Genomic DNA, 25,466 nt, shown 5'->3' with positions numbered 1-25,466 from the left:
TTAGTGGTCGTGGTTCGTTTCTCCGTTATCGTGTGTGTGGGTTTCTTTTTCTACTTTAATGGTATCCTGACCTACTGTAAACTCTTCTTGTTTTACTTCCTCGTGTTCGTGTGTATGGTCTGAACCTTCATCGTGTGAATGTCCGTGATCGTCGTGTGCTTCTTCTTTCTTTGTTTCTCGGCATCCTGTAAAGCTGATTGCTGCTGTCACCATTAATGCCATTAAAATTTTTGATACTGTCTTCATTTGTCTAAATTTTTAAAATTGTTATAACTGATGTATTAATAATTGTGCTTGTAAAAGCTGTAATTGTTTTTCCATTTGTAGCATTTTATCGGTAGCATCGCGATAAAATTGCACTTCCATATAGTATTCTAAAAAGGAATATTCTCCCAAGCTGTAAGCTTTAAAGAGTAAGTCTTCGCTGTTTAAAGTTTCTATAATGTTTTGATATTCGGTGTATTTGTCGAATAACAATTGATACTGATTGTACTCCTGCTGTACTTGTGCATAAAGCAGTTGTTGTACTACTTCAGTACTGGATTGTTGGTATTCGTATTGGGCTTGTGCTGCTTTGACTTTGTTTTTACTATTCCATAAAGGAATTGAAAGTCCGCCATAGATTCCGGAATAATTACTACCATTAACGCCTTGATAGTTATAACCTAAAGCGAGGTTGGGTAGCACTTTATTCTTTTCTAATTGCACATTTTGTAAGGCAGTGGCTTCATTGGCTTTTAACTCCAATAACTTTGAGTCTTTTGCCAATTTTTCAGTCCATAAGGCTTCCAAAGTTTGTATTTGAAATGGTATTTCCAATTGTAAATTATCCAATACCATAGCTTCGCCACCGTTCAAAGTTTGTAAAATGGCTATTTGGTTTTGGATTTCAGTTTCTAATTGGTCTACCACAAACTGTTCTTGCATCCAAGCGACTTTGGCTTTGTTGAGGTCTAAAATGCCTACTTGCTCTTTGTTAAAAAGCTCTTGCACTTGCTGAAATACCTCTTGACTTTGTTGTTTTCTTTCAACTTCAATGTTTTTTTGCATTTGAAGTATAAAGAGGTTAATCAAGCCCTGTTTTGCCTGTAAAAGTACTTCTTGACGCTTTTTGGTAAAGCTTGCTTGTAGCTGTTCGGCTTTAAGGCTGTTCCACTTGCTACGTGCTGCATATACCGTTGGAAACTCAAAGGATTGTGTGATTTCAAATTCGGTATAATCATCGCTTTGGTGTTCTCCAAAGGGTAAATAGTAGCCTGATAATTGTGGATTGGGTAAATTGTTACCACTTTTATCTTGCAGCTTTTGCCCATCGCTAAAAGATTGATAGGCTTTAAGCTCTGTATTGTTTTGTTCTATTTGGTTCAGTATGTCGTCAACCGTTTGCGATTGCGAAAACACGTTTCCGAAGAACAGGCATACACCTATGGTGTACACTGTTTTTATGTTCATAATATGTTTGTATTAGGTTTATCAAAATGAGATAACAGAGACTATTTGCTGCGTTTGAAACAAGTGTCTCCTGATTTATTGATTAACCTAAACTTGGTGGTCCCCGAAGGGATATATTGGGAAGATATGTACTTTGAAGTTTATCAGGTGGTTGATACCATTTTTTGGTTGTGGTATCGGCTTCGTAAACTACAATAGTATTAGTATTTGTACTTACGGTATTTACTACTGCTTCTTTTTCAACAGTAATTTTTTTAACCGTAGTTTGCTTTAACACCAACACATCCGAAGTTGTGCTGGTATGTGTATGCATTTCTATAAACCAATCCAAAAAGCCCTTTTTTGGGTTTTCTTTTTGTGGGGTTTTATGATGATGGTGGTCGTGATGACTATGTGCTACATCGTGATGATGCTCTTCTTGATGCTGGTGATGCCAATGAGGCACAACTTGGTGCAACAGTAACATACTGAATATACCCAAGAAAAAAAGTGCTTTTATGGTTTTGTGTTTTTGCATCAGAAGCAAATTTAGAAAAAATACGGTTATTCTATCTCATTGATTACACTTCCGCAAGATAGCATGTTAGGGCCAAAATAAGGGTTTTGTATTTGTTCTTCTTTGCTCAACCAATATGCACCTTTGTTATTATCTGCCATAGGGCAAAATTCTACAAATACCTTTTCATTTACACCAAATATTTGAACCGCTTTTATTAAATGTGAAGACAAGTGTTTAAAGTGATTTCTTTGGGTTTTAATGTCTTGTGAACGGGCTATTGAAGTTGTGGAAGATTCTATCTCATCTATTAATGACATCCAGTGATTATGAGCTTCTGCTTTTAGCAATTTCATATCTACCCTACTTAAATTTGATAGTAAAGATGATGCGTATTGGGAACTACTTTTTGAGTCTTCTTCTACTAAAGCATCTTTTAAATTGATGTAATCATTGTATACCTTTTTTAATTGCTCTTGAAATTCCCCTGACACTTTTAAGCGTTCATTCATATTAGCATGGTCACTTTCATTTTTTGATGTATTATTATCCATTCCTAAATGCCCTTCGTGACCTGTCATTGTTTTACCGTCTTGCTTGTTCATCATTGATTTTTTGCCCTGTAGTTGTGCAGCAGCATCTACAGTAAATGTTCCGTTGGTAACAATTTCATTTCCTTCATACAGACCTTCAATTACCTCATAATGACCACCCAGCCTTCTTCCTAAAACCACTTCTTTTAATTCAAAAACAGGTTCATCGGGATTTGTTTTGAGATACACTACAGAGCGTTCTCCTGTCCAAAGCACTGCTGACGATGGTATCGTTATTACTTCATTCGAATTCGATTTATTACCTTCAATTTCTGCGGTTACAAACATTCCCGGTTTAAAAATGGCTTCTTTGTTATTTAAAACCACGCGTAAATCGACAGTACGTGTGTTGGTATTTAAAACAGGGTCTATAAAATCTACTATTCCTTTAAATGCTTTATTGGGATACGCATTGGTAGTTATTTTAACTTCTTGACCTTTTTTAAATAAATCGATTTGATTTTCGTAGACATCAAAATTGGCCCAAACCGTATTGAGATTAGCTATTTTAAGCAAGGGTTGCCCTTGTTTGATGTAATCGCCTTGTTCTACCAATTTTTCAGTTACAGTACCCGAAACAGTAGCATACACAGGGAAATTTTCAATGACTTTACCAGATGTTTCAATTTGGTTGATTTGGTTTTCAGACAGTTTCCAAAGTTTTAGTTTATTACGTACCGCTTTGTATAAAGCAGGTTGTGACTCTTTTAAAGAAGACGCTGTAATCAATTCTTGTTGTGCTGCGTATAATTCTGGTGAATAAATGTTTGCCAATAATTGTCCTTTGCGTACTTTTTCACCAGTAAAACTGATATCTAAACGCTCAATTCTACCAGAAAAATAACTCACTTGTACTGCATTTGCGTCTTCATTTTCGGCTATTTTACCTGATAGTTTTATTGTTTCACTTTCGACTGAACCATTACCAACCTCCGTAGTTTGAATGTTTGCCAAAGCCATTGCGTTAGCAGTTAATTTAAACTGGTCTGCAGTTAAACCATCTGCTCCAGCTTCGGCAGGAATTAAGTCCATACCACAAATAGGGCAATCGCCTGGTTCGGGTTGCATAATTTGTGGGTGCATTGAGCAGGTCCACATTTGGTTGCTTTCAGTTGTTTCCTTATGGTTGTGCTCTGTACTTTCATTGGACGAACTTCCAAATAGTAACCAACCCAAGAGTAAACCTACCACAAGTAAGCCTACGTATATGACTATTTTATTATTTTTCATTTTCTAATCGTTTTATCATGGCTTTCATTTCTTCAATTTCTTTACGCTGTGCTTTAATAATGTCTTCAGCTAATTTTTTAACTTCTGGGTCTTTTATATCTGCACGTTCACTGGTTAAAATAGCAATGGAATGATGAGGTATCATGGCTTTCATCCAAAGTACATCTCCAATAATCGGTTTTTGAGCTCTTACTAATATTAATGCACCAATAAATAAGATAAAACTACCTGCAAGAATGGCTATATTTTTCTTTTTATCGTTGTACATTTTCCGCATAAAAAACCACATGATAACTGCCATAGTGGAAATTCCCAAGCAGGTCATGTAAAAGCGGGTTAAGCTAAACCAAACGTGGTCAATTGAATAAGTATTTAAATACATTGTGATGTACATTGCTACAAATGAGCATGCCAACATTATAAAGAAGGTTTTGTAATTTCCTTTGTTTGAGTGTTCTTTTGAATTTTCCATAATTATTCGATTTTATAGTTAAATTTTAATTGTTCTTAATCTTAAAGCATTTGCTATTACCGAAACCGAGCTAAAACTCATTGCCAATGCCGCTATCATAGGCGATAATAATATTCCAAAGAACGGAAACAATACACCTGCTGCGATTGGCACACCCAAGGTGTTATAGATGAGTGCAAAAAACAGATTTTGCTTAATGTTTTTCATTACGGAATGACTTAAGTTTTTAGCCTTTACAATGCCGTGTAAATCACCTTTTACTAAAGTTATCATAGCACTTTCAATAGCTACAGATGTACCTGTCCCCATTGCAATACCCACATCACTTTTTGCCAATGCCGGTGCATCATTAATACCATCACCTGCCATAGCAACTACTTTGCCCTTTTCTTGCAGTTTTTCTACTTCTTTGAGTTTATCTTCTGGTAGCATACTAGCTTTGAAATCTGCCAAATTAAGTTCTGAAGCTACAGCTTGTGCTGTATCGTGATTATCTCCTGTAAGCATTAAAACATCAATGCCTTTATCTTGAAGTACTTTAATAGCCTTGGCACTTGTTTCTTTTATTTTATCCCCTATAACCACATAGCCGACAACAGTTTCATCTAATGATAAATAAGAAACTGTTTTACCCTGTTTTTGATAAGATTTAGCTTCGTCTTTCATTTTAGATGTAATGTCTGCTTTGGCATGTTCCATCATTTTAGGGTTTCCTAATGCTACTTTTTTATCGTTTATTATAGCTTCAACACCTTTTCCTGTAACAGCACTAAAGTTTTTAGATTTTACTATTTCAACGTTATGTTCCTTTCCATATTTAACAGTCGCTTCTGCTAATGGGTGTTCGCTATTGGTATTTAATGAAACGATGTATTGTAGTAGCTCTTTTTCGTTTAAAGTATCACTAAAAACACCTATTGTTTCTACTGTTGGTTTCCCATCTGTAATTGTTCCCGTTTTATCAACTATAAGTGTATTTACCTTATCCATCTTTTCAAGAGCTTCGGCATTTTTTATCAATACACCATTTTGAGCACCTTTACCCACACCAACCATTACCGACATTGGTGTTGCTAAACCTAAAGCACAAGGACACGCAATGATAAGAACTGCGATTGCATTGACCAATGCATACACATAAGCTGGTTCTGGACCCCAAATTGCCCATACCATAAATGTAATTACCGATATGATAACTACAACTGGCACAAAATAACCTGACACCTTATCTGCTAAATTTTGAATAGGTGCACGACTTCTACTGGCATCATTCACCATATGAATGATTTGTGACAGTAAGGTATCACTTCCTACTTTTTCTGCTTTCATCAAGAATGATTGATTCCCATTAATGGTTCCGCTACTTACTTTATCGTCTTCTGATTTGTTTACAGGAATAGGTTCTCCTGTAATCATAGATTCGTCAATTGTTGTTTCGCCTTCTGTTATTACACCATCCACAGGAATTTTATCACCTGGTTTTACTTTAAGGGTATCGTTGAGTTCTATCTCATCAATACTGACTTCAATCTCTTCACCATCTACAATTTTTATGGCTTTGTTAGGTGCTAACTTCAACAGCTCTTTTACTGCTGAATTGGTTTTGCTATGCGCACGGGCTTCTAATAGCTGGCCTAAAAGCACCAAGGTTAAAATAACCGTTGCTGCTTCAAAATACACATGAACTGCACCTGATTCTGTTTTAAACTGTGCCGGAAATACGTCTGGAAATAACATCCCAACAACACTAAACAACCATGCTACACCGGCACCAATCCCAATAAGCGTAAACATATTGAGATTCCACGTTTTGATACTTCGGTAAGCCCTTTCAAAGAACATCCAAGTGGCATAAAAAACTACAGGAATTGATAATGCGAACTGTACCCCATTCCAATACTTCTGCTCCATAATATCGTATAATGGATTACCATGAAGCATTTCGCTCATGGCAATCAGGAATATGGGCAATGTAAATACTGTGGCCACCCAAAACTTCTTTAATAGCTTTTTATAGGCCCTTTCTTCTGATGAAAGGTCTGGTTGCATGGGTACTAAATCCATTCCGCAGATGGGACACGAACCTGATTCGTCCTTAACAATTTCTGGATGCATAGGACAGGTCCATTGCTCTGATGCTGACGCTGAAAGATTTTGTTCCTCTACCAAATCCATTCCGCAAACAGGGCAATCCCCTGGTTTATCATAGGTTTTATCTCCTTCGCAGTGCATCGGGCAATAAAATGTACCTTTACCTTTTCCTTTGAGTTTCTTTTTCTTTTTGAGTTCTGAATGATGGTGATGTTCTCCTTGATTGTGAATGCTATACCTTCCACCATCTTCTTTTAATGTTTTTTGAAATGTTCCCAAAGAGATATGCTGCTCCATTTCAATTGTGGCTTCCGCTGTTTCGAGATTAACCGTCGCCTTGGAAACACCTTTTACTTTTGAAAGTGTTTCCTCTACGTGACTACGACAACCGTTGCAGGTCATACCGTGTATGTGATACGTGTGTTTCATTGTTTTGATTTTTAAGGTTAATTCACAAAACTATAAGCTACAACTGCTTTTGGTTTTTCCAATTATGGTTATTGTTTATACAATTTTGTCCAAGGGTGTTCTATTCCAATTTTGTAAATTTTTATAATCTGTCATAGACATTCCGGTTACCCGCTTAAACTGTTTTGCCAAATGGCTACTATTTTTATAATTAAGACTATAAGCTATTTCTGAAAAATTGAGTGCCCGTAACTGGATATGCTCCTTCACTTTTTCAATTTTTAGGTTTATGAGGTATTTTTCCAATGTTATGCCTTCTGACTTACTGAACGTTTTACTCAATATGGAATAACTTTTACCAATTTCACTTTCAAGTTTAGTGAGAATGACATCCGTATCGTTCTTTTCAATATGTTCAATAAGACTTACTTTAATTTTTTCGACCAAAGCTTTTGAAGGGTCTTTTATAAGCTCAAAACCTAAATTGTTTAGTTGTTTTTCGAGTTTCACATAATCATTACCAGAACGTTCTTCTACTATTATCTCACCAAGCTGAATAGCTTTTACCTCAAAGCCCTCATCTTTTAATAGTTGAAGGATTGACATTTTACAACGATTACAAACCATATTTTTTATAAATAATGTAAGTGTCATTACCAAAAAGATTTTAGTTTAAACTATCTTTTAGTTGGTTAAAATATTTGATAATTTCTTGTTTTTCAGTATTAGTAAATATGGAATTACTATGGATAAAAGTATATGATTTTAAAGGCATTTTGTTATCCTCTATTTGACTGATTATTGACTTCAACTTACTGTTCTTCCGTCGGTTGGAATAAGAACCCCATTCATTGAAATTTAGTTCTCCTTTTCCTTCTTTAATATGCCCTTCTAAAAACCAAGCAATGGGCTGTATTGTATTGTACCAAGGGTATTTTGTATTGTTGCTATGGCAATCATAGCACGACACCTTTAGCTGCTTTTGAATACCCTCTGGCACATGGTTTACCTCCATAAAATCTGTTTGTGGCACAACATCGCTTTGGTTACATTCTGTGGGCATAAACTGTATGCCCACGAACGCCACCAATAAAACCAATAGTATGATTTTTAAAATCTTCATTTAGTTGATTTCCTTTTGCACTTTTCCACAGGTCAACATTTTGTCTCCATAATAAGGATTTTTAATATCCTTGCTCATGCTTATCCACGCACTTCCCCCATCGTACATTGGGCAAAATTGTTGGTATAAGGTATTCTCTGTGCCAGTGATGGCAACCATATCAATGATATCTTTACTCAGTATTTTGAAATGTTCGCGCTGATGCGCTATAGCACTTTCTGAAATATGCTCAGCGTGCTCTATAGCATCTTCGATAATTTCATTAAGTTCAGATTTTTCAGCTTCTGAATAGTCTGAAACATTTAAACCTTTTAGACTTTTTGCCAAAGTCCCACCAAGTTGCTTAGCTTTTGTATTATCATCTGATACTAGAGCGTCTTTAAGATTGAAGTAATGGTTTAATATGGTTTGTGAATTACCATCTCCGCCCATTGCCATTTCTTTTTTATCTCCACCGTGATAAGCGTCGGTATTATCGTGGTTCATTTTTGAGTGGTCTTCACCCGCATTCATCTCCGAATGATGATCTGCAGAATTGTTTTTGTCTGTTTTTGCATCTTTACAAGACACTGCTGCTAAGGTTACAAGTGCTATTGCAGCTACTCCCAATACTAATTTGAATTTACTCATTTTGTTTTTGATTTAAATTTGTATGTATGATTAATTTTTTTATAATTTTTCAATCACGTGTTTCAATTTTGCCGTGATTTCACTTGCTATCTGTTCTAATTTTTCATTCTCCACAGCCTGCATAGATGCTATAGGGTTCACAGCAGCAACTTCAACAACTCCTGCTCCAATTTCTTGCACTATAACATTACAGGGCAACAGTGTTCCGATTTTATCCTCAGCTTGTAATGCTTTGTGGGCATAAGGTGGATTGCATGCACCCAGTATTTTATACTTTTTAAAGTCTACATCTAGTTTTTTCTTCAATGTTTCTGTTACGTCAATTTCCGTAAGTATCCCAAAACCTTCTTCTTTTAATTGCTGTGTAACTTTATCGACAACCTCTCCAAAGGTTCTATTGATTTTTTTATTAAAGTAATAGTCCATTTTTTATTTGTTTTAATTAGTAATTCGTTTACTCTGTTCGTATTCTTCCTTGATAATTTTACCATTGGCATGATGCCTATCCTAAACGCCTTCCGGACTTCTTCTCGATGATTTTATTGCCATTTACACTTACATATAAGAGGATTACGGAGACAATGACTCCTTATATAATACTCCACATGCGAGTCGTAACTTCACCTTTTTTGTTGGTTAAAATCTTACCAAAAGACCTCCACCCCAGCCATATCGATTATTATAGTTTCCTTGAATTGAAAAATTTCTGGAAATAATATAAGATGCACCAACCAACCACTGGGTTTCTGCTTCATACGATTTACTTCCAATGTCATTTACCCAACCGAAGTCTGCTCTGTATTCGTATTCGCCTTCCAGAAAAATTCTTGGAAAAATTAGAAACTCTCTGTCAAGTCGTATTCTTGGCCGCAATTGATGATCCATACTCACATCTACATTAAATCTGTATGGTGTAAAGTACTTAATACCAACCAACCCAACAGTATTGAATGTATCGTAAGAATTTGGGGTTGAAGTTTCGGTATTTACACCAACATAAAGTCGTACCCAATCGTTTAAATATCTATTATAACTCAATTCAATTTCGGTGTTTTTATCATAATCCCATTCTGCACGTAAACCGAACTCATTTCTTATGTTACTCGATGTAAGAGCTAGCTCATTAAAATTTGAACCCAAACGCGCCAAGCCCCAAGAATAATAATGGTCGGTTTCTTCTATTAGCTTTGTTACTGGATGATCCTTCATTCGTTCATCCCTTGGTGTATCATAGCTAAACACTCGTGCCATACCACCCATCATATGATATAATACGTGGCAATGAAAAAACCAATCGCCATATTCTTCGTTATAAAATTCAATAATCACTTTTTGCATTGGTGGCACGTTAACCGTATGCTTTAAAGGTGAACGTTCTCCATTTTCATTAATAACCCTAAAATAATGACCGTGAAGATGCATTGGGTGATGCATCATTGTTAAGTTATTTAATGTTATTCTGGTAACCTCTCCTCCTTTAATTTTAATCTTATCTGTTTCAGATAATGGCACACCATTTATACTCCACACATAGCGTTGCATATTACCTGTTAGGTTGAGTAAAAGGTCATTTACAGGTAAATCTTCCTTATAAGTGGTATTTTCTTTTGCCTTTAAAAAATCGTAGTTGAAATAGGTTTTACGTGTATTGTAATCAAAAGACCTAGAGTCTTTCTCCATCATAGACATATTATGGCTCATTGGCATAGAATCCTTTTTCATATCCATCTTTTTGTCCATTTCCATTTGCATATGATTATCATTCATATTCATTTGGTTATCCATCTTACCATCTTTCATCGACATCTTATTATTCATATCCATATTCATCTTACCATCTTTCATATCCATTTGCATTCCATACCTTTTCATTAAAGCTTCAGGTGTATTTTTCTTTTGATTACCTGCCATTGCTGGCGCTCCCATTTTCATATCCATTTTAGCCATTTGCTTCATCATCGCAACTTTGTTTGGTCTATCTATTACCGTTGCAGGAAAAAGTTCGCCACTTCCTAAACGAATGGATGTACTGCCAGAGCCATCTTGTGCTGTTGCAGTAACTTCCAATGTGCCATTTGGAATAGTCACTATTACATCATAGGTTTCTGCAATACCAAAGAGAAATCTACTTTTATTGACTGGTGTTACATCAACACCATCACTTGAAACGATTGTAGGATTACCAGCTCCAAAATCCATCCAATAGTAAGTCGATGCAGAAGCGTTGATAAAACGAAGTCTTACCTTTTCTCCAGGTTTAAACCCTGGATATTCCGCCAGTTTTTTACCATTAGACAGAAATGCAGGGTAATAAATGTCCGCAATATCTGCGCCTTCCATTCTATCCCGCCAAAACTTAAATTGCGCGCCTAATGCACCTTCTTTTACAACTCTACTTAAAGGTACAGCTGTTCCTTTTTTAACTTGATACCATTCATTCCCTCGTTTAAGGTTACGAAGCACATTCATTGGTTTTTCATTTGTCCAATCGGAAAGCAATACGACTAAATCTTTATCATATTCCAATGTCTTTTCTTTTGGATGAATGACAATAGAGCCATAAACACCTTTTTGCTCTTGTAACATGGTATGGGAATGATACCAATACGTACCAGATTGGTTGATAGGGATTCTATATTGAAATGTTGTACCTGATTTTATTGGTGGCGTTGTTAAATAGGGCACACCATCATAAAAATTAGGAAGAATTAATCCGTGCCAATGCACAGACGTTTCCACATCCATTTTGTTGGTAACATTAATAATAGCAAGGTCACCTTCATTAAATTCCAAAACTGGTCCGGGAATACTACCATTGATAGTCATACCTTTGGCGGTTACACCAGCAAGTGTCATTTCATTTTCCTCTATAGTGAGATTATATTCTTTTATTTTCCTTCCTTCTTCATTTCTATCATTTCCATTTGTCCCTACTTGGCAAAATGCAATTGACGTTAGTAGTAAAAGAAATATTGTGTTTAATGTCTTCATTGTTTACTGAATTAAATAATTAATTATAGCACTCTGAATATAGTAGGTCTTCACAGATTCAATCTGGTTCATTTGAAACTTCAACTGCAATTCCTGAATATCCAAAACATCATTAAAATCAATGGTTCCTGTTTCATAGCTTTTAATGAGAATTTGCTCTGCATCTTCAGCTTGTTTCAGATTTTTAGATGCTGTATCATTGCTAATTCTTGCTGAAATGCGGTCGGTAATAGCTTTATCTAAAACAGTTTTTAAACTGTTTAAGCGCTCTTGTTTTTGATAATTGATTTCCTGTTGCTCCAGTTCGTTTTGCTTGGTAACCGATTTATATCTTTTATTAAAAATGGGGATTGAAACCGATACCATTGGCATAATAATATCTTTACCATTGTCTGAAAAACTCATATCTGGCCGTTCTTCTACATTGATATAATCCAACCCGAAACCAATCATTGGGCTACTTTCTTTTTGGTTTAGTAATTCCGATTTTTCTACAGATTGATACAGTTTATCGAACTTTATTAATTCAGGATGTACCGATAGATTTTCAGTATTAACCTCAAAATCTTCCATAGGAATTGTTAAGCTATCCACAACTGCAACTTTAATGGTACTATTCCTATTCAAAAGACTGTTGAAATTAGTTTGTTCTGCCAAAAACTGTTGACGCAAAACATCTTTTAATTGTTGCAAATCGTTTTGCCGCATTTGTAAACGCAATACATCTACTGCGGATGCTTTACCTACTTCAACAGAAGTCAAGGCCATTATTTCATAGGTTTCCAACAATTTGATATTATCACTCAGCACTTGCTGTTTTGCTTGGTTTGCATACAGCTTGTAGTAAGATTGAGATACCGAAGCCATAAGTTTTCGTTTGGCAATAACAATATCTTCATATTTCGCATCTGCCAATGCGGTTACATAATCTTCACGCGAGGTAATTGTACCAAACCAAGGTAACATTTGTTTTGCTGACACCTTAAACCGTTGTGCACCTGTTCTGGTTTCGGGTTCGCTAACAAAGTAGCCCACGCCAAATTCGGTGTTTGGAATCGTGTTGACTTCGTTTATTTTTTCTGAAACTCTTTTGTATTGCAACTCGAATTTTTGAATCTCGGGATTGTTTTCTAACGCTTCATTAATTAATTTTTCTAACTGTTGAGCACTTCCATTGAGACAAAAGAGAATAGAAAAAAGAAAAAAGATTGTTTTTATATATTTCATTTTGATGCTCTTTTAAGTTGAACTTCGGCTTTCCAGCTATATAAAACTGGCACAACAAATAAGGTGATTAAAGCGATTAACATTCCACCGAAACTCGGTATTGCCATAGGAATCATAATATCGCTACCTCGTCCTGTTGATGTTAGTACAGGCAAGAGTGCTAAAATGGTTGTTGCTGTAGTCATTAAGCACGGTCTAATACGTTTTTCACCTGCTTCTACAATAGAAGCCCTAATTTCCTTTTTTGTTTCTGGTGAATTTCTATCGAAAGTTTGGGTTAAGTAGGTTGCCATTACAACACCATCATCGGTGGCAATACCAAAGAGCGCAATAAAGCCTACCCAGACTGCGACACTTAAATTAATGGTGTGCATTTGGAATAAATCGCGTAGGTTTTCACCAAAGACACTGAAATTTAAAAACCACGATTGTCCGTACAGCCATATCATTAAAAAGCCACCTGCAAACGCTACTGCAATACCTGTAAAAACCATTAATGATGTGCCCACCGAACGGAATTGGAAGTACAGAATTAAAAAGATGATAGCCAATGCTAATGGTACAACTACTGATAAGGTTTTTTCGGCACGTAATTGGTTTTCGTAAGTTCCTGTAAATTGATAGTTAATGCCTTTTGGTACAATTAATTCACCTGCATCAATCTTGCTTTGAATCATTGCCTGTGCATTTTCAACTACATTTACTTCAGCATAGCCATCCATTTTATCAAACAACACATAGCCTACTAAAAAGGTATCCTCACTTTTTATGACTTGTGGACCTTGCTCGTAACGAATGGTTGCCAATTCGCTTAAAGGTACAGGACTGCCTTTTTCAACAGGTACATAAATTTGCTCTAAATCGGTTGGATTTGCTCGTAATTCTCTTGGATAACGTACACGAACTCCATAACGCTCACGACCTTCAACGGTTTGTGTTAAGGACATACCGCCAACAGCTACTTTTAATACGTTTTGTACCTCTTCAATACTTACACCATAACGTGCAATTTTTTCTCTGTCAATATCTATGAGTAAATACGGTTTACCTACAATACGGTCTGCAAAAACAGCTTCGTCCTTTACACCTTCAGCTTCTTTTAAAATGGTTTCTAACTTCATTCCAAAAGCTTCAATCTGTTTTAAATCTTGACCTTTTATTTTGATTCCCATTGGTGCACGCATACCTGTTTGTAGCATTACCAATCGAGTTTCAATAGGTTGTAATTTAGGTGCTGATGTGACTCCTGGTAATTTGGTGACTTTTACAATTTCGTTCCAAATGTCATCTGGTGATTGTATTTCTGGTCGCCAGTTTCTGTAAAACTCGCCATCATCGTCAGGGATTAACTGTTCTTTTGCATTTAGAGATTGCCACGCTTCACGTTGTTCCGCTCGCAATGACATTCCGTTTTTTAATACATACTCACCATCATTGTTGACCTTATAGCGTTGACGCTCTCCTTTATCATTCAGCATATATTCGGGTTTGTATTGAATGATATTTTCATACATTGACAATGGTGCAGGATCTAAAGCTGATTCTGTTCTTCCTGCCTTACCTACAACGGTTTTTATCTCTGGAATACTTGCTACCGCCATATCCAATTGTTGTAAAACGCGCTTATTTTCTTCTACACCTGAATGTGGCATTGAGGTAGGCATTAATAGAAAAGAACCTTCATTTAATGATGGCATAAACTCTTTACCTGTATTTTTCATTATAAAAAATCCTGCAATGACAATTGCTGTAGGTATGGAAAGAAATAATAATTTATTGTCTAAACACCATCTTAAAATACGTGTGTAGTATTTAATGAATAATGCAAATACACCTAATAATCCAAAGCAAATAATAGCTACAAAAATGAGGTTTAAGAAGATGCTTTCGTTTACGCCTAACGGTCGCCAATATTCTGCTAATAAAAATACGATTGCCGAAGCCGAAATGATAATGTTGGCAAAGTTTCCCTGTTTATCTGAAATCTTGTTTTGAAGATTCAATAAAGCTGTCACACCAAAAGCGATGAGTATTATTCCCAACCAATACCCGAAGTAAATAGCAGTTATTCCTAATACTATTAAAACACCGTTTAAAGCATATTTAAAATGTTTTTGAATGCTCTTTTTTCGGAATAAAAAGGCTGCAAACGGTGGAATTAAAAATAAGGCTACAATTATCGAAGCTGTTAATGCAAAGGTTTTTGTGAATGCTAATGGTCTAAATAATTTTCCTTCAGCACCAATCATAGTAAATACAGGAATAAAACTGATAATGGTTGTCATTACTGCGGTTACGATTGCACCAGATACTTCTGCTGTTGCGTTATAAACGACTGTGTTTATTGGTAATTTGTTTCCGTTTTCATCTAAATGCCTTATGATGTTTTCTGAAAGTATGACACCAACATCTACCATAGTACCAATTGCAATGGCGATACCAGATAGCGCTACGATATTAGCATCGACACCAAAAAGTTTCATTGCTATAAACACCATTAACACCGCAACAGGTAATAAGCCAGAGATTAATACCGATGCACGAAGATTAAATACCATAATGATAATGACCAAAATAGTAATGAGAATTTCTAAAGTTAAGGCTTCATTGAGTGTGCCTAACGTTTCTTGAATCAATTCTGTACGGTCGTAAAATGGTACTATAGTTACTTGTGATGTTCTGCCATCTGCCAACGTTTTTGTAGGTAGTCCTGCGCTTAATTCGTTAATTTTGGCTTTTACATTATTAATGACTTCCATTGGATTAGCACCATAACGTGCCACCACAACACCACCAACCACTTCTGCACCTTCTTTATCTAGAATACCACGTCTTGTTGCAGGACCTAAAGACACATTGGCCACATCTTTAATTTTAATAGATGTGTAATCTTCGGAAGTGACTACCGCATTTTCGATGTCTGCTATGGATTTCACATAGCCCAAACCACGCACCAGATATTCGGCTTGATTGATTTCAAGGGTTTGTGCCCCAATATCTCTATTACTTTCTTTAACTGCTTTTACAATATGTTGCAAACCTATATTGTATTGACGCATAAATTCTGGGTTTACATCCACTTGGTATTCCTGAACATAACCACCAATAGATGCGACCTCCGATACACCACTCGCAGAGGAAAGCGCATATTTCACATAGTAATCTTGAATACTTCGTAATTCGTGCAAATCCCATCCGCCAGTTACGTTGCCGTTTCCATCACGACCTTCTAACGTGTACCAAAATATTTGACCTAATCCTGTGGCATCTGGGCCCAATGCAGGATTGACACCATCTGGTAATAAACCACTTGGTAAGGAATTTAATTTTTCGAGAATACGACTTCTACTCCAATAAAATTCGATATCTTCTTCAAAAATGATATAGATACTTGAAAAGCCAAACATAGAAGAACTACGAATGGTTTTTACTCCAGGAATACCCAGTAATGATGTGGTTAATGGATAAGTAATTTGGTCTTCTATATCTTGTGGCGAACGACCATCCCATTTGGTAAATACAATTTGTTGGTTTTCACCTATATCTGGTATGGCATCTACAGCTACTGGATTGCTTGGTAGAAAACCTGTATCCCAATTAAAAGGTGCATTTACAGTTCCCCATCCTATAAAAAGAACAAGCAACAGTACAGCTACGAGCTTGTTTTCTATTAAAAGTTTGATGCTTTTGTTTAGCATTGCTTTTGATAATTAAACAGTTAGACATTGGCGTTGGGACAACACCGAATACAGCAAATTACCCTTATGACAAAAAGCCAAAGGATAATACAGTCTATTGTTTAAAAATCAAATTAGGTAAGTCTCATCAAGCTTGTAGATGCGCCTTATGACGAGTGGCGGTTTGTATTCTTCGTAAGCCGTTACGTTTTTTTCTAAACCTTCAAAAAGGTTGATGTAAGTATATACAAAGGATGCAATGAATACTTGTTGCTCAAAAGAAATTTTATCTATGGTAAGTTGTAACTCATCTTGACCTTCAATTGATAATTGCTTATCATCACAACAATTTTTCTTGGTAATTGAACAGTTTTCGGTTGATGGATTTTCCATTTCCATACCGCAACCTTTTGCTTTTTGAAACAGCGCCGTTTCTACTAAAGTATCGCCACAATAATGCATGTTCATAGTAAATGACATTGTAGAAAATAACACTACAAAAGCCATTAACATAGACATTATTTTATGGAATACTTGTTTCATTGTAATTGCGAATTTACGAAATTTTAACAAATACAAATTTAATTAACAGAAGTTTAGTGTTTATTTTAAAAACTTTCGCCATGTTAATGGAAATGATTGGCTCTTGTAATGTCTACTGGCTACATAAGCCACACTATCAAATCCTGATGTAAAGATTTTGAAATCTTTTTCAACACCGAATAGCTTAGCTTCCTCTTTCATTTCTTCTAGGTAAGCATCAGCGTCTTCGTATAAGACCACACTATGCTTTAAAGTCCCTTCTTGGTTGCTATAATCCTTAACGCATATTCTATCTTCCATTTCTTCCAAAGCAAACCACATTTGAAGGTTTAAATCAATAAATAATTCTTTAACGGTGTTTCTTACGAACTGGTATAATTCCTTATCCTCAAATACCAATGCAAATTCCGCCAGAATAGGTACAATCATAGAAGAGTCTATCTCACATTGTTCGTCGCCATTATGGATATCAACCAATTTGTCGTAATTGGTCCTAAACAAGGGAAAGAATTTATTGATTCTATAATTATCGTACAACCCTACTACTAATTGGTATATCCACTGTTTGGCAGAATTCATATTTCCGGTTAGCACAAATAAGTTGAGGGCCAATGCAATTTCTACGCTATGAATGTCATATTCCGGATAGTTAGAAGGTGGGTTGTTTTTTATGAAAAGTGTCAAAGCATTACTTATCGATATCGCGCTTTCATAATAGATTTCTGCCTGTTCTTTTTGGTCTTCCATAAAATACAATTTAAATTCCTGTATTTCGGTAAGCCCAATAGTGGCAATAATTCCGATTTCTTCCCAAACATTCAAACTATATTCCAAGCTGTTTTTACCGTATCTATAAATACTATGCTCAACCTTATAGTGTTCAACCACTTTGTTAAAATAGTTCACGCCAATGATTCTTTTTAAACTATGGATTTTATAAAATTCTAAACGAACATAATTCTTGTCTAAATGATTGCCGCTTTGCATAAAGTGCCATACCAACAGCAAGCAACGTTCACTGGCATAAATAGAAGGTTTTAGGTTATTATTGTCCTGAGACCATTTGTAAATAATATTTAAGCATAATCTAACTAAGCGAAGTTTCTTAAGCACCTGTCGCTTCCGTTTGGATGGTTTCTCTAAAATTTGCCGAATTAGACTGTAAAAATGCGACAGGTCATAATCTACTAAATCCAAAAAAGCCAATGACTTTCGTAACAGGGATTGGTATTCCTGCGGAAAGAGTTTTTCGCTTTCCAGATAATCCTCAAGCATTGCACTAATTTTCTCGGTGCCCCAAAAATCGTAATCGATTTTATCTGTAGTATGTTGTTCAACATATTGCGTCCAATCAATTAATACAGGATTATTGATAGAGCCATTAGTAGCAACAATTATTTTTATGGGTAGCTTTTTTTGGGTTTTGGTTAATGACGTTGGAATAAACGTATCTTTTATTTGATTAAGGGTAGAACGTATTGCGTTTACATCACCATCCCAAGTAGTTCTGGTTAAATTTCCTTGTTTTACTGCAAACAAGAATACTTTTTTGATACCATCGTCCGGGTCAATGCCTATGGCGGAAATATCCACACCAAATTGACGTCCGCGTTGTGGTTTGGATATGGTGGTGAACTTCATCCCCAGCAACAGGTCTGTCAACAAAGTATCGAGTTCCTTGTCTTCTTTTAAGAGGTTAATATATTCACTTAATAATAATCTCATTTACGTCTATTAAAATTTTGCCAGAGCAATCGTTCCTTAGCTTGACCAACTGGGTCTATAAACTCACCTCTTGGCATTTCACCTCTATGCGATATGAGTGCAGGTGTCATTTTCTCTGTATATTTCCCTTCATATTTAGAAAAGCAAGATTTTCCTGTTCTGTAATTTATGGTATTTAATGTATTAAAAAATGATGCTTGATTATTTTCACTTTCCCTATATGATTTACTGAATTTACGGCTCTGAATTTTGTTGTAATAAATCAATCGTCGTTCGGAAGGCTCAAACTCTTTTAAAAGAGTTAAATCTGAATAGGCAATATATCTAGCTTCGCCAGCCTTTATAATTTTAGTGATGACTTTCTTGAGTTTTGCATTGGCGGATTTCTTCTTCTCGTTTAAAAAATCAATCACCGAATAGTAATTGAAAATAAGATGGTTGGCAATTAAGTCTGATAGAAAATGGTTGACATTTTTATTCTCATATTTAAGTTCCAAAATGGAATACACTAAAGAAACCGAAGTGTCCTTATCGTAAATGTAAGCGAGAATTTTATAAGTAATATATTCTATGTCAAAATCAGAGAATGTTTTTACAACTTCTTTGGAAACCTTTAACCCTGAAAGGTCTCTAATATTCCCCACACGGTTCATATTGAAAATGGCAATATGGAAATTGGGATTATCACTATTCAGCCGATTAGTAAACAGTTTTTGAAATTCAAGGTAAAAATCATCGATTAGAGTATTAAGTAAATAACTGAAATATGAAATTTTTCGGGCATTATCAATATCCTTTTCAACCCAAACTGTTAAAAACCGAACTACCAAAGACAAACTTTGCTTCGTTAAGTTTTCAAGATTATGGGATAGTTGACTATAAGCACCAGAGTGTTCAAGGTCAATATGAAGTAAATTTGGCAGGTATTTTTCAAGTAGAGACATTTCAGTCTCTAAATCAAGGTTATAAAACAGAAAACACATCAGTTCAAGCTGTACTTCTAAAATTTTAATCTCGGACAGTTTTTCTAATAAGGTATCCGCATTTTTAATTGATTTACGTTGCAAACGAGCAACAAAAAGCACAGATGGCCATAATTCTGACTTTGATTGTTTATTTGTAATATCTTCAAGTGCCCTTTCAATCCAAATGATGAAATCCTTTGGTGTTTCCTCTTGATTTAAATCAAATTTGGCAACTGAATCTAAACCGATTTTATTTAGGGCTTTGTCTTTATGTTTTATTAATTTTTCTACTTCGGCAATAGCAAATTTTTGGTCTGAATAAAATAAACCAGACAAAATATCCTTTAATGTAAAATAAGTGTCGGCATTATTTGTTCCCAAAGTCCTTTTATAAATGGCCTTCCCAAATGAGGGATTATTTTTGGCTTCACGTTCAAGAGCAACTTGCAGGTTTCTAAATCCATAACTATTTTGAAGTTTAAGGACTAAAGTTGGTAAAGCTTTTACGTATTCATCGATTTCAACATTTTTGAAGTCATCACAAAATGCCCTGTACTCTTGCCACCAATTAGAAGGTTCATTACAAACTAATATGTCTGAAAAGAATTTCAAGCTATAGAATTCTATTTTATATCAAATTTAAAAAAGAAATTACTTAATTGGGAAAAATCAAGATACTTAATTGAACTCCATAAACGAAACCAATCTAAAGCAAATGTCATTACAAAAAAAAAAGTGTTTTATGTCTCGCCCCCTTATTATTAGTTGGAACCTAAACTCGAACCTGTGACATCCGATTTATGAGGTTAGAATAAAAACAATTTTCATCAAGTAATAAATGAAATAATGAGTTTTCACATAAAGGTACTGATTCGGTGTTAGTTGAATTTTCTATCACCGAAAAACCTTTTAAACCTAATAAATTTCATACACGTTCTAGTTTCAATTTATCTTTAGCAATACATATTCTGAATTTTAGAGGATTCCATTATTCACATCGAGATAATGAAATTTCAAAGTAGCCAAATCTTACCTTGTATAAAAAAATGAAGTTATAAGAGACAAAAATATCGCGTAGCACATACTATGCAAAACTTCATATCTTTTGAAGTACACAATCCAAAACTAAAAAATTGACTTTTAACACTTATCTGAAAACTCAGTATCAAAAAAATTAATGATAGAGTCTTAGTTTTTGATTTGTTCAACCAATATTAACAAAGCTAATTACCCATTAATTACTTACACTATCCTTAGGTGTCCATTTATCAGATTCCCATTATATGATTCCTGTTTTGAGTCCTTAAGTTTTGCTTTCAACATTTTCATATCATTACTTATTTTCTTTTCAATAACTCTAGCATATTTTTGGGTAGTTGATAATTTGGTATGCCCCAACATTTTTGAAACCGTTTCAATTGGCACATCATTTAAAAGGGCAACTGTCGTTGCAAAGGTATGCCTACCTACGTGAAAGGTCAGTTTTTTTTCAATATGACACAATTTTGCAATTTTCTTGAGATATTGGTTAATTTTTTGATCACTAAATACATTCAAGAGTACAAAATTATTATCAGGATTGGGGTGTTCTGAATACCTTTCAAGAATCTCCAACGCTTCATCCAAAAGTGGCAACTTTACTGGTGTATTCGATTTCTGCCTCCTGACCATAATCCATTGTTCGTTGTCTATGCCATTCACTATATCTCTTTTGCACAAATTCTTAACCTCAATATAACTCAAACCTGTATAACAGGAAAAAATGAATATATCCCGGACTAAACGCATGCTATCTTTTTCAATAGATAGATTCTTTAATTTATCTAGTTCAAACTGTTCTAGAAATGGACAGTCAAAATCTTCATATTTTAATTGGTATAATTTAAAAGGATTTGTTTTTATCCATCCATGTTTAAAACCTAAAGTGGTGAATTTTTGCAAACGCTCCAGATGTTTCATTATTCCATTATTATTTAAAGGTTGAGATTTTTTCAAGGGAGTACAGCGACGAAGATAGTTTTCAAATTTGACAACAAAAGAATAATTTATTTGGAACAGCGGTACATCGTCTGTTTTGAACTCTTCCAGTATAAACTTGCAGATATATTTTTCCGTTGCACTATAATTCTTAATGGTTCCCTTTGCGAGCTTTTTCATTTCATTATTTCTGTGATAGTCCATAAGTTCTCTACAGGTCTTAACCGATCTATCCTTTCCTAAATATCGCAGCTTTACGGCCTTAGAAGTCACCGGAGCTCCCTCAGCCTTAAGTTGTCGATAAACAGCTTTTAGCCTTGAGTTAATATCATCAAGTGCATCATTTATTTCTCTGGCATACTTTACTCTTGTCTTAACCCTATTTCTTTTATTGCACCAATGGATTTCGTTAACGGATTCTTTTGTGCTCATATCTACGGGCTTACTGTCTATCCATAGGCGGGCATAGATAGTTTTCGTCCCATTTTTTCTGGCAGAGTTTCTTTTCAGCCAAAAATGGACGTTAAATGTGTGTGTAGTTGTCATTACTTTCGTTTTTGATGAAACATTCTGTTAAACGAAAGCCAAATCATCTCGAAGAGTCAAATCCAAATTGTGGACTATAAATTTAAGAATTAATTCCCTAAAAAAAATAGGACACGAAAAAGGACACGAATAGATATCCTTTAAATTGGGCACAAAAAAAACCAGAAAAAATGTATTTCACTGGTTTTCATTAGATTAAATATTAAGTGATTCTCCTTAACACCTATTTCGTCGGGATGACAGGATTTGAACCTGCGACCACACGGCCCCCAGCCGTGTACGCTAACCGGACTGCGCCACATCCCGATTTTTTTTTAATTGGACGGCAAAGAAAACAATTTTTAAATTATTTTAAAAACTTTAAATGTAATTTATCTCAAATTTACTTATTATTTCAATAGCATTAACAAGTTAAACGGGCACTTCCCAACTGTGAAGTGCCCGTTTTTAAGCTAGTCTGCCAAGATATAATGTATTTATTCTACCGCATCTTCTACTTCATCGGCCGCATCCTCTATTCCATCCCCAACTTCTTCAACGGCTTCTTCCACCTTATTGTCTTTTACTTCCCTACAACTTGTTGCTATTGCTGAAAGTGCAAATAGTATAATAAATATTTTCGCTACAGTTTTCATAAGATTAAATTTTTAATGGTTTAAAATTAATAATTGAATTCGTTTTTTATTTCTTTATTGCTCCTCTTAAGATTGATAGTATAAAAAGCACTAAAAAAATAAAGAATAAGATTTTTGCAATTCCTGCTGAAGCCCCCGCAATGCCTCCAAAACCTAAAACTCCGGCTATTAACGCAATCACTATAAATATTATCGTCCAACGTAACATAGTTTTTAATTTTTAATTAATTCTGGTTGATTATCAACCAGTTATATGCAATTTATAGAACATAAAAGTGATTTGTTAATCGTATTGATTTACTTGTTAACTCATTCAGCATTTAAGCACGAAAAAGCCTAAACAGTAATTATCTGCCTTGACTTCTATTAACAGTCAAAAAAAATTCGTTTTAACAAAGTTCCTCTAAGGTTCTGAAGCGCGACAAACCCTTTACAATTTTACTTTTTTGAGACTCCATAACCATTTTGGTACTTATGGGAAGTTCTTTATTTTTTATTATTTCAACATACTCGCTAACAGCTGCTTTTTCTCCTTTTATGACCTCTTCTAACATCGATTCTTCATCGTTATACGAAACAATGGCGCTCACATCCATCCAAGCTCTGTTGATATGTTCGTTCTGGATTTGTGAATTCACAGGATGATTATACAACTTAAACTCTGTGGTAAGTTCATCACCAAAATTATGGCGTTCTTGTGCCTTTAATTTAAAGTAAGATTCTAAAGCATCATTACCTACATGTTTTGCAGCTGTTTTAAATCCTTTTTGGGTATGATATGTTTTTTGAAGCAGTTCATTTAATTGCTTTCCAACTTCTTTGGTGTAGGTATTCATAACAATTTATTTCTATTTACAGTAATTTATCTTAAGATTCTTACTGATGGTAATTTTTCATAGTGATAAGTTGGAAGAAGAAAAGAACTAAAGGTTTCGGTAAAGGACAGTTTTTTATATATGTTCTTTCATGTAACCAACGTAATCATTGGCCAGACTTTCTTTTTGCGTTTCTGAAAACACTTTTCCCGCCAATTGAAAAAAAGTACGCTCTTCGTCCTCTAAGTGGTGCTCTACCTTTTCTTTTAAATCTTTTGCTATTTTCAACCATGCCGAAGAATCATATTCGGTGGTTTCCAGTTGCTCGATTAACTCATCAATTTCGTGATGCTCTGCAATACCATGCCTAGCTTTTTCCTGCATCATTTCATTGCTGATTAACGGTTTGTAAAAATGTCTTTCTTCTGCGTTGGCATGCACCTCCAATTCGTTTTTAATCGCTTTAAAAAGGGCATCACGCTTTTTAGTATCGCCTGATGTTTGAACCAACTTATCCAACAAATCCCTTTGCGTATCGTGGTCTTTTCTAATAGCTTCAAAAATATTCATAGTTAAGTATCGTTTTGTGTTTCAATCAAAATTATGGCATTACTCCTAATTTCATTTGTTGAATCGAATTAAGAATTAACTCAAATGATTTTATTGAATCTTTAACTTATGGGATTCATAAAGTCTAAAATAATCTTAACTTTAGGAGTTTCGAAGTCTAATAACCATCTAAAGAAATAACTTACCCCGTATATTGAATAGCTAATTTTAACCCTCACCTCTAATAATGATGACAGAAATTGAAATTATTGCAGACAATACCAAAGAAGTTCTACAAGAAATACAAAACCACATTGGAGGCACGATTGAAGAAAAATGGAGTGAGTGCTGTTTAACGGTAAGCAACAACAAAGCCAATGGAACCATTCGTTTTATTCCTTTTGATTGGGGAGTTAGCCTATTGGATTATAATATCACATTCAGTAATAACATCTGTTTAAAAATACACGCTTCCAACTTTAATCCTATTCGGTTTGTTTACCCGCTTAGTGGCAATTTTACGCATAAATTTGATGTGGATAAACATGGAGAAGACATTGAGCAATTCCAGTCTTTAATCTATACAAACAAAACTGGCGGAATAAATTATTTGGAATTCCCAAAAGGTGTTAACCTGAAAATTAACGTCATTCAAATAGTAAGAAAACAGTTTTTAAAAAAACGCACAACCAATATATCTACCCTAAATAAAAAGCTTTACGAAATTTTTGTTGACACCGATCACGAAAACAGATACAGGCATTACGGCACTTTGAATTTAAAGATGGCCGACCATGTAAAAAGACTTTGGAAGATAAAAACCAAAGGCATGGTTAGGATTTTAAATATTGAAGCCATTGTTTACGAAATTTTAACGCTTCACATCCAGCAACACAATAAATTACAGCAAGGCATACCCTTACCAACTTCATTAATAAAAAGCGAACTTATTACTATAAGGCGTTTGGCAGAGGCCATTTTGAAGAACCCTCAAAAGATTACTCGTTAGAATATTTAGCTACCGAATCGGGATTATCGCAAGCCAAACTGCAAGATGGGTTTAAGTTTCTTTTTAAAAGAACCGTGACCGAATATATAAGGCACGTAAGACTTGAGGTGGCCCGCAATTTAATTACCACTACAGACCTCAATATATCACAAATTGTATATACCATTGGCTTTACCAGCAGAAGCTATTTTTCAAAAATATTCAAAGAAAAATATGAAATTACTCCCAACGAATTTAAAAAGCAACTCGTAGTACCCGTAGCAGTTTAAATTCAATTAAAGAGCATATAAAGAAAGCCGAAGCAATTGCTTC

Annotated in this window: 23 protein-coding genes and 1 tRNA gene; 2 read left to right on the top strand and 22 right to left on the bottom strand. The window is 34.9% G+C overall.

Going from position 1 to position 25,466, the window contains the following annotated elements; translation table 11 throughout:
- From ABI125_08325 to ABI125_08220, 22 genes are all read right to left on the bottom strand, one after another.
- Nucleotides 1-246, bottom strand: a complete 246-nt coding sequence (locus tag ABI125_08325) for a hypothetical protein (GenBank protein ID XCF07855.1) — start codon at nucleotides 244-246, stop codon at nucleotides 1-3.
- Between the two features lie 21 nt (nucleotides 247-267).
- Entirely contained in the window at nucleotides 268-1,452 is a 1,185-nt protein-coding gene (locus tag ABI125_08320; protein XCF07854.1) for a TolC family protein, read from the bottom strand.
- A gap of 82 nt (nucleotides 1,453-1,534) precedes the next feature.
- Nucleotides 1,535-1,969 (bottom strand): hypothetical protein, encoded by a 435-nt coding sequence (locus ABI125_08315; GenBank protein XCF07853.1) that lies wholly within the window; start codon nucleotides 1,967-1,969, stop codon nucleotides 1,535-1,537.
- Between the two features lie 26 nt (nucleotides 1,970-1,995).
- Nucleotides 1,996-3,771: an efflux RND transporter periplasmic adaptor subunit gene (locus ABI125_08310; protein XCF07852.1), complete on the bottom strand. Its 1,776-nt coding sequence runs from the start codon at nucleotides 3,769-3,771 to the stop codon at nucleotides 1,996-1,998.
- Complete coding sequence (locus ABI125_08305; protein XCF07851.1) at nucleotides 3,761-4,243, bottom strand: DUF305 domain-containing protein; 483 nt, start codon at nucleotides 4,241-4,243, stop codon at nucleotides 3,761-3,763. The genes ABI125_08310 and ABI125_08305 overlap by 11 nt, the downstream gene beginning before the upstream one ends.
- An 18-nt stretch (nucleotides 4,244-4,261) precedes the next feature.
- The gene (locus ABI125_08300; protein ID XCF07850.1) at nucleotides 4,262-6,763 is read right to left on the bottom strand and encodes a heavy metal translocating P-type ATPase; all 2,502 of its coding nucleotides are present in this window, start codon (nucleotides 6,761-6,763) and stop codon (nucleotides 4,262-4,264) included.
- Nucleotides 6,764-6,838: 75 nt separating this feature from the next.
- Entirely contained in the window at nucleotides 6,839-7,348 is a 510-nt protein-coding gene (locus tag ABI125_08295) for an AraC family transcriptional regulator (GenBank protein XCF07849.1), read from the bottom strand.
- A 61-nt stretch (nucleotides 7,349-7,409) separates the two neighbouring features.
- The gene (locus ABI125_08290; protein ID XCF07848.1) at nucleotides 7,410-7,865 is read right to left on the bottom strand and encodes a heme-binding domain-containing protein; all 456 of its coding nucleotides are present in this window, start codon (nucleotides 7,863-7,865) and stop codon (nucleotides 7,410-7,412) included.
- The gene (locus ABI125_08285; GenBank protein ID XCF07847.1) at nucleotides 7,866-8,495 is read right to left on the bottom strand and encodes a DUF3347 domain-containing protein; all 630 of its coding nucleotides are present in this window, start codon (nucleotides 8,493-8,495) and stop codon (nucleotides 7,866-7,868) included.
- A 39-nt stretch (nucleotides 8,496-8,534) separates the two neighbouring features.
- A complete protein-coding gene (locus ABI125_08280; GenBank protein XCF07846.1) occupies nucleotides 8,535-8,921 on the bottom strand; it encodes a DUF302 domain-containing protein in 387 nt (128 codons plus the stop codon).
- 210 nt (nucleotides 8,922-9,131) lie between these two features.
- Nucleotides 9,132-11,486, bottom strand: a complete 2,355-nt coding sequence (locus ABI125_08275) for a multicopper oxidase domain-containing protein (protein ID XCF07845.1) — start codon at nucleotides 11,484-11,486, stop codon at nucleotides 9,132-9,134.
- Nucleotides 11,487-11,489: 3 nt separating this feature from the next.
- A complete protein-coding gene (locus ABI125_08270; GenBank protein XCF07844.1) occupies nucleotides 11,490-12,713 on the bottom strand; it encodes a TolC family protein in 1,224 nt (407 codons plus the stop codon).
- Nucleotides 12,710-16,411 carry an efflux RND transporter permease subunit gene (locus tag ABI125_08265; protein ID XCF07843.1) on the bottom strand — a complete coding sequence of 1,234 codons (3,702 nt, stop codon included), beginning with the start codon at nucleotides 16,409-16,411 and terminating at the stop codon, nucleotides 12,710-12,712. Before ABI125_08265 ends, ABI125_08270 begins: the two co-directional genes overlap by 4 nt.
- A gap of 108 nt (nucleotides 16,412-16,519) precedes the next feature.
- Complete coding sequence (locus ABI125_08260; GenBank protein ID XCF07842.1) at nucleotides 16,520-16,933, bottom strand: hypothetical protein; 414 nt, start codon at nucleotides 16,931-16,933, stop codon at nucleotides 16,520-16,522.
- Nucleotides 16,934-16,993: 60 nt separating this feature from the next.
- Nucleotides 16,994-18,658 (bottom strand): hypothetical protein, encoded by a 1,665-nt coding sequence (locus tag ABI125_08255; GenBank protein XCF07841.1) that lies wholly within the window; start codon nucleotides 18,656-18,658, stop codon nucleotides 16,994-16,996.
- Nucleotides 18,655-20,235 (bottom strand): hypothetical protein, encoded by a 1,581-nt coding sequence (locus ABI125_08250; protein ID XCF07840.1) that lies wholly within the window; start codon nucleotides 20,233-20,235, stop codon nucleotides 18,655-18,657. Before ABI125_08250 ends, ABI125_08255 begins: the two co-directional genes overlap by 4 nt.
- A 630-nt stretch (nucleotides 20,236-20,865) precedes the next feature.
- Nucleotides 20,866-22,146 carry a site-specific integrase gene (locus tag ABI125_08245; GenBank protein XCF07839.1) on the bottom strand — a complete coding sequence of 427 codons (1,281 nt, stop codon included), beginning with the start codon at nucleotides 22,144-22,146 and terminating at the stop codon, nucleotides 20,866-20,868.
- A gap of 231 nt (nucleotides 22,147-22,377) precedes the next feature.
- A tRNA-Pro gene (locus ABI125_08240) sits at nucleotides 22,378-22,452 on the bottom strand.
- A 170-nt stretch (nucleotides 22,453-22,622) separates the two neighbouring features.
- Nucleotides 22,623-22,781 carry a hypothetical protein gene (locus ABI125_08235; GenBank protein ID XCF07838.1) on the bottom strand — a complete coding sequence of 53 codons (159 nt, stop codon included), beginning with the start codon at nucleotides 22,779-22,781 and terminating at the stop codon, nucleotides 22,623-22,625.
- A gap of 46 nt (nucleotides 22,782-22,827) precedes the next feature.
- The gene (locus ABI125_08230; GenBank protein ID XCF07837.1) at nucleotides 22,828-22,989 is read right to left on the bottom strand and encodes a DUF1328 domain-containing protein; all 162 of its coding nucleotides are present in this window, start codon (nucleotides 22,987-22,989) and stop codon (nucleotides 22,828-22,830) included.
- Nucleotides 22,990-23,170: 181 nt separating this feature from the next.
- Nucleotides 23,171-23,617, bottom strand: coding sequence for a PA2169 family four-helix-bundle protein (locus ABI125_08225; GenBank protein ID XCF07836.1), 447 nt, complete (start codon nucleotides 23,615-23,617; stop codon nucleotides 23,171-23,173).
- Nucleotides 23,618-23,731: 114 nt separating this feature from the next.
- Nucleotides 23,732-24,166, bottom strand: a complete 435-nt coding sequence (locus ABI125_08220) for a hemerythrin domain-containing protein (protein XCF07835.1) — start codon at nucleotides 24,164-24,166, stop codon at nucleotides 23,732-23,734.
- 226 nt (nucleotides 24,167-24,392) lie between these two features.
- Between ABI125_08220 and ABI125_08215 the strand changes: the two genes are divergently transcribed.
- Nucleotides 24,393-25,154, top strand: coding sequence for an AraC family transcriptional regulator (locus ABI125_08215; protein ID XCF07834.1), 762 nt, complete (start codon nucleotides 24,393-24,395; stop codon nucleotides 25,152-25,154).
- On the top strand, nucleotides 25,046-25,423 hold the full coding sequence (locus ABI125_08210) for an AraC family transcriptional regulator (protein XCF07889.1): 378 nt from the start codon (nucleotides 25,046-25,048) through the stop codon (nucleotides 25,421-25,423). Before ABI125_08215 ends, ABI125_08210 begins: the two co-directional genes overlap by 109 nt.
- Nucleotides 25,424-25,466: the final 43 nt, after the last annotated feature.

The organism is Tamlana crocina (genome assembly GCA_040429635.1).
GTDB classification, from domain to species: domain Bacteria; phylum Bacteroidota; class Bacteroidia; order Flavobacteriales; family Flavobacteriaceae; genus Flavisericum; species Flavisericum crocinum.
The sequence above is the reverse complement of the archived record's forward strand: the minus strand, read 5'-3'. Positions and strand labels throughout refer to the sequence as shown.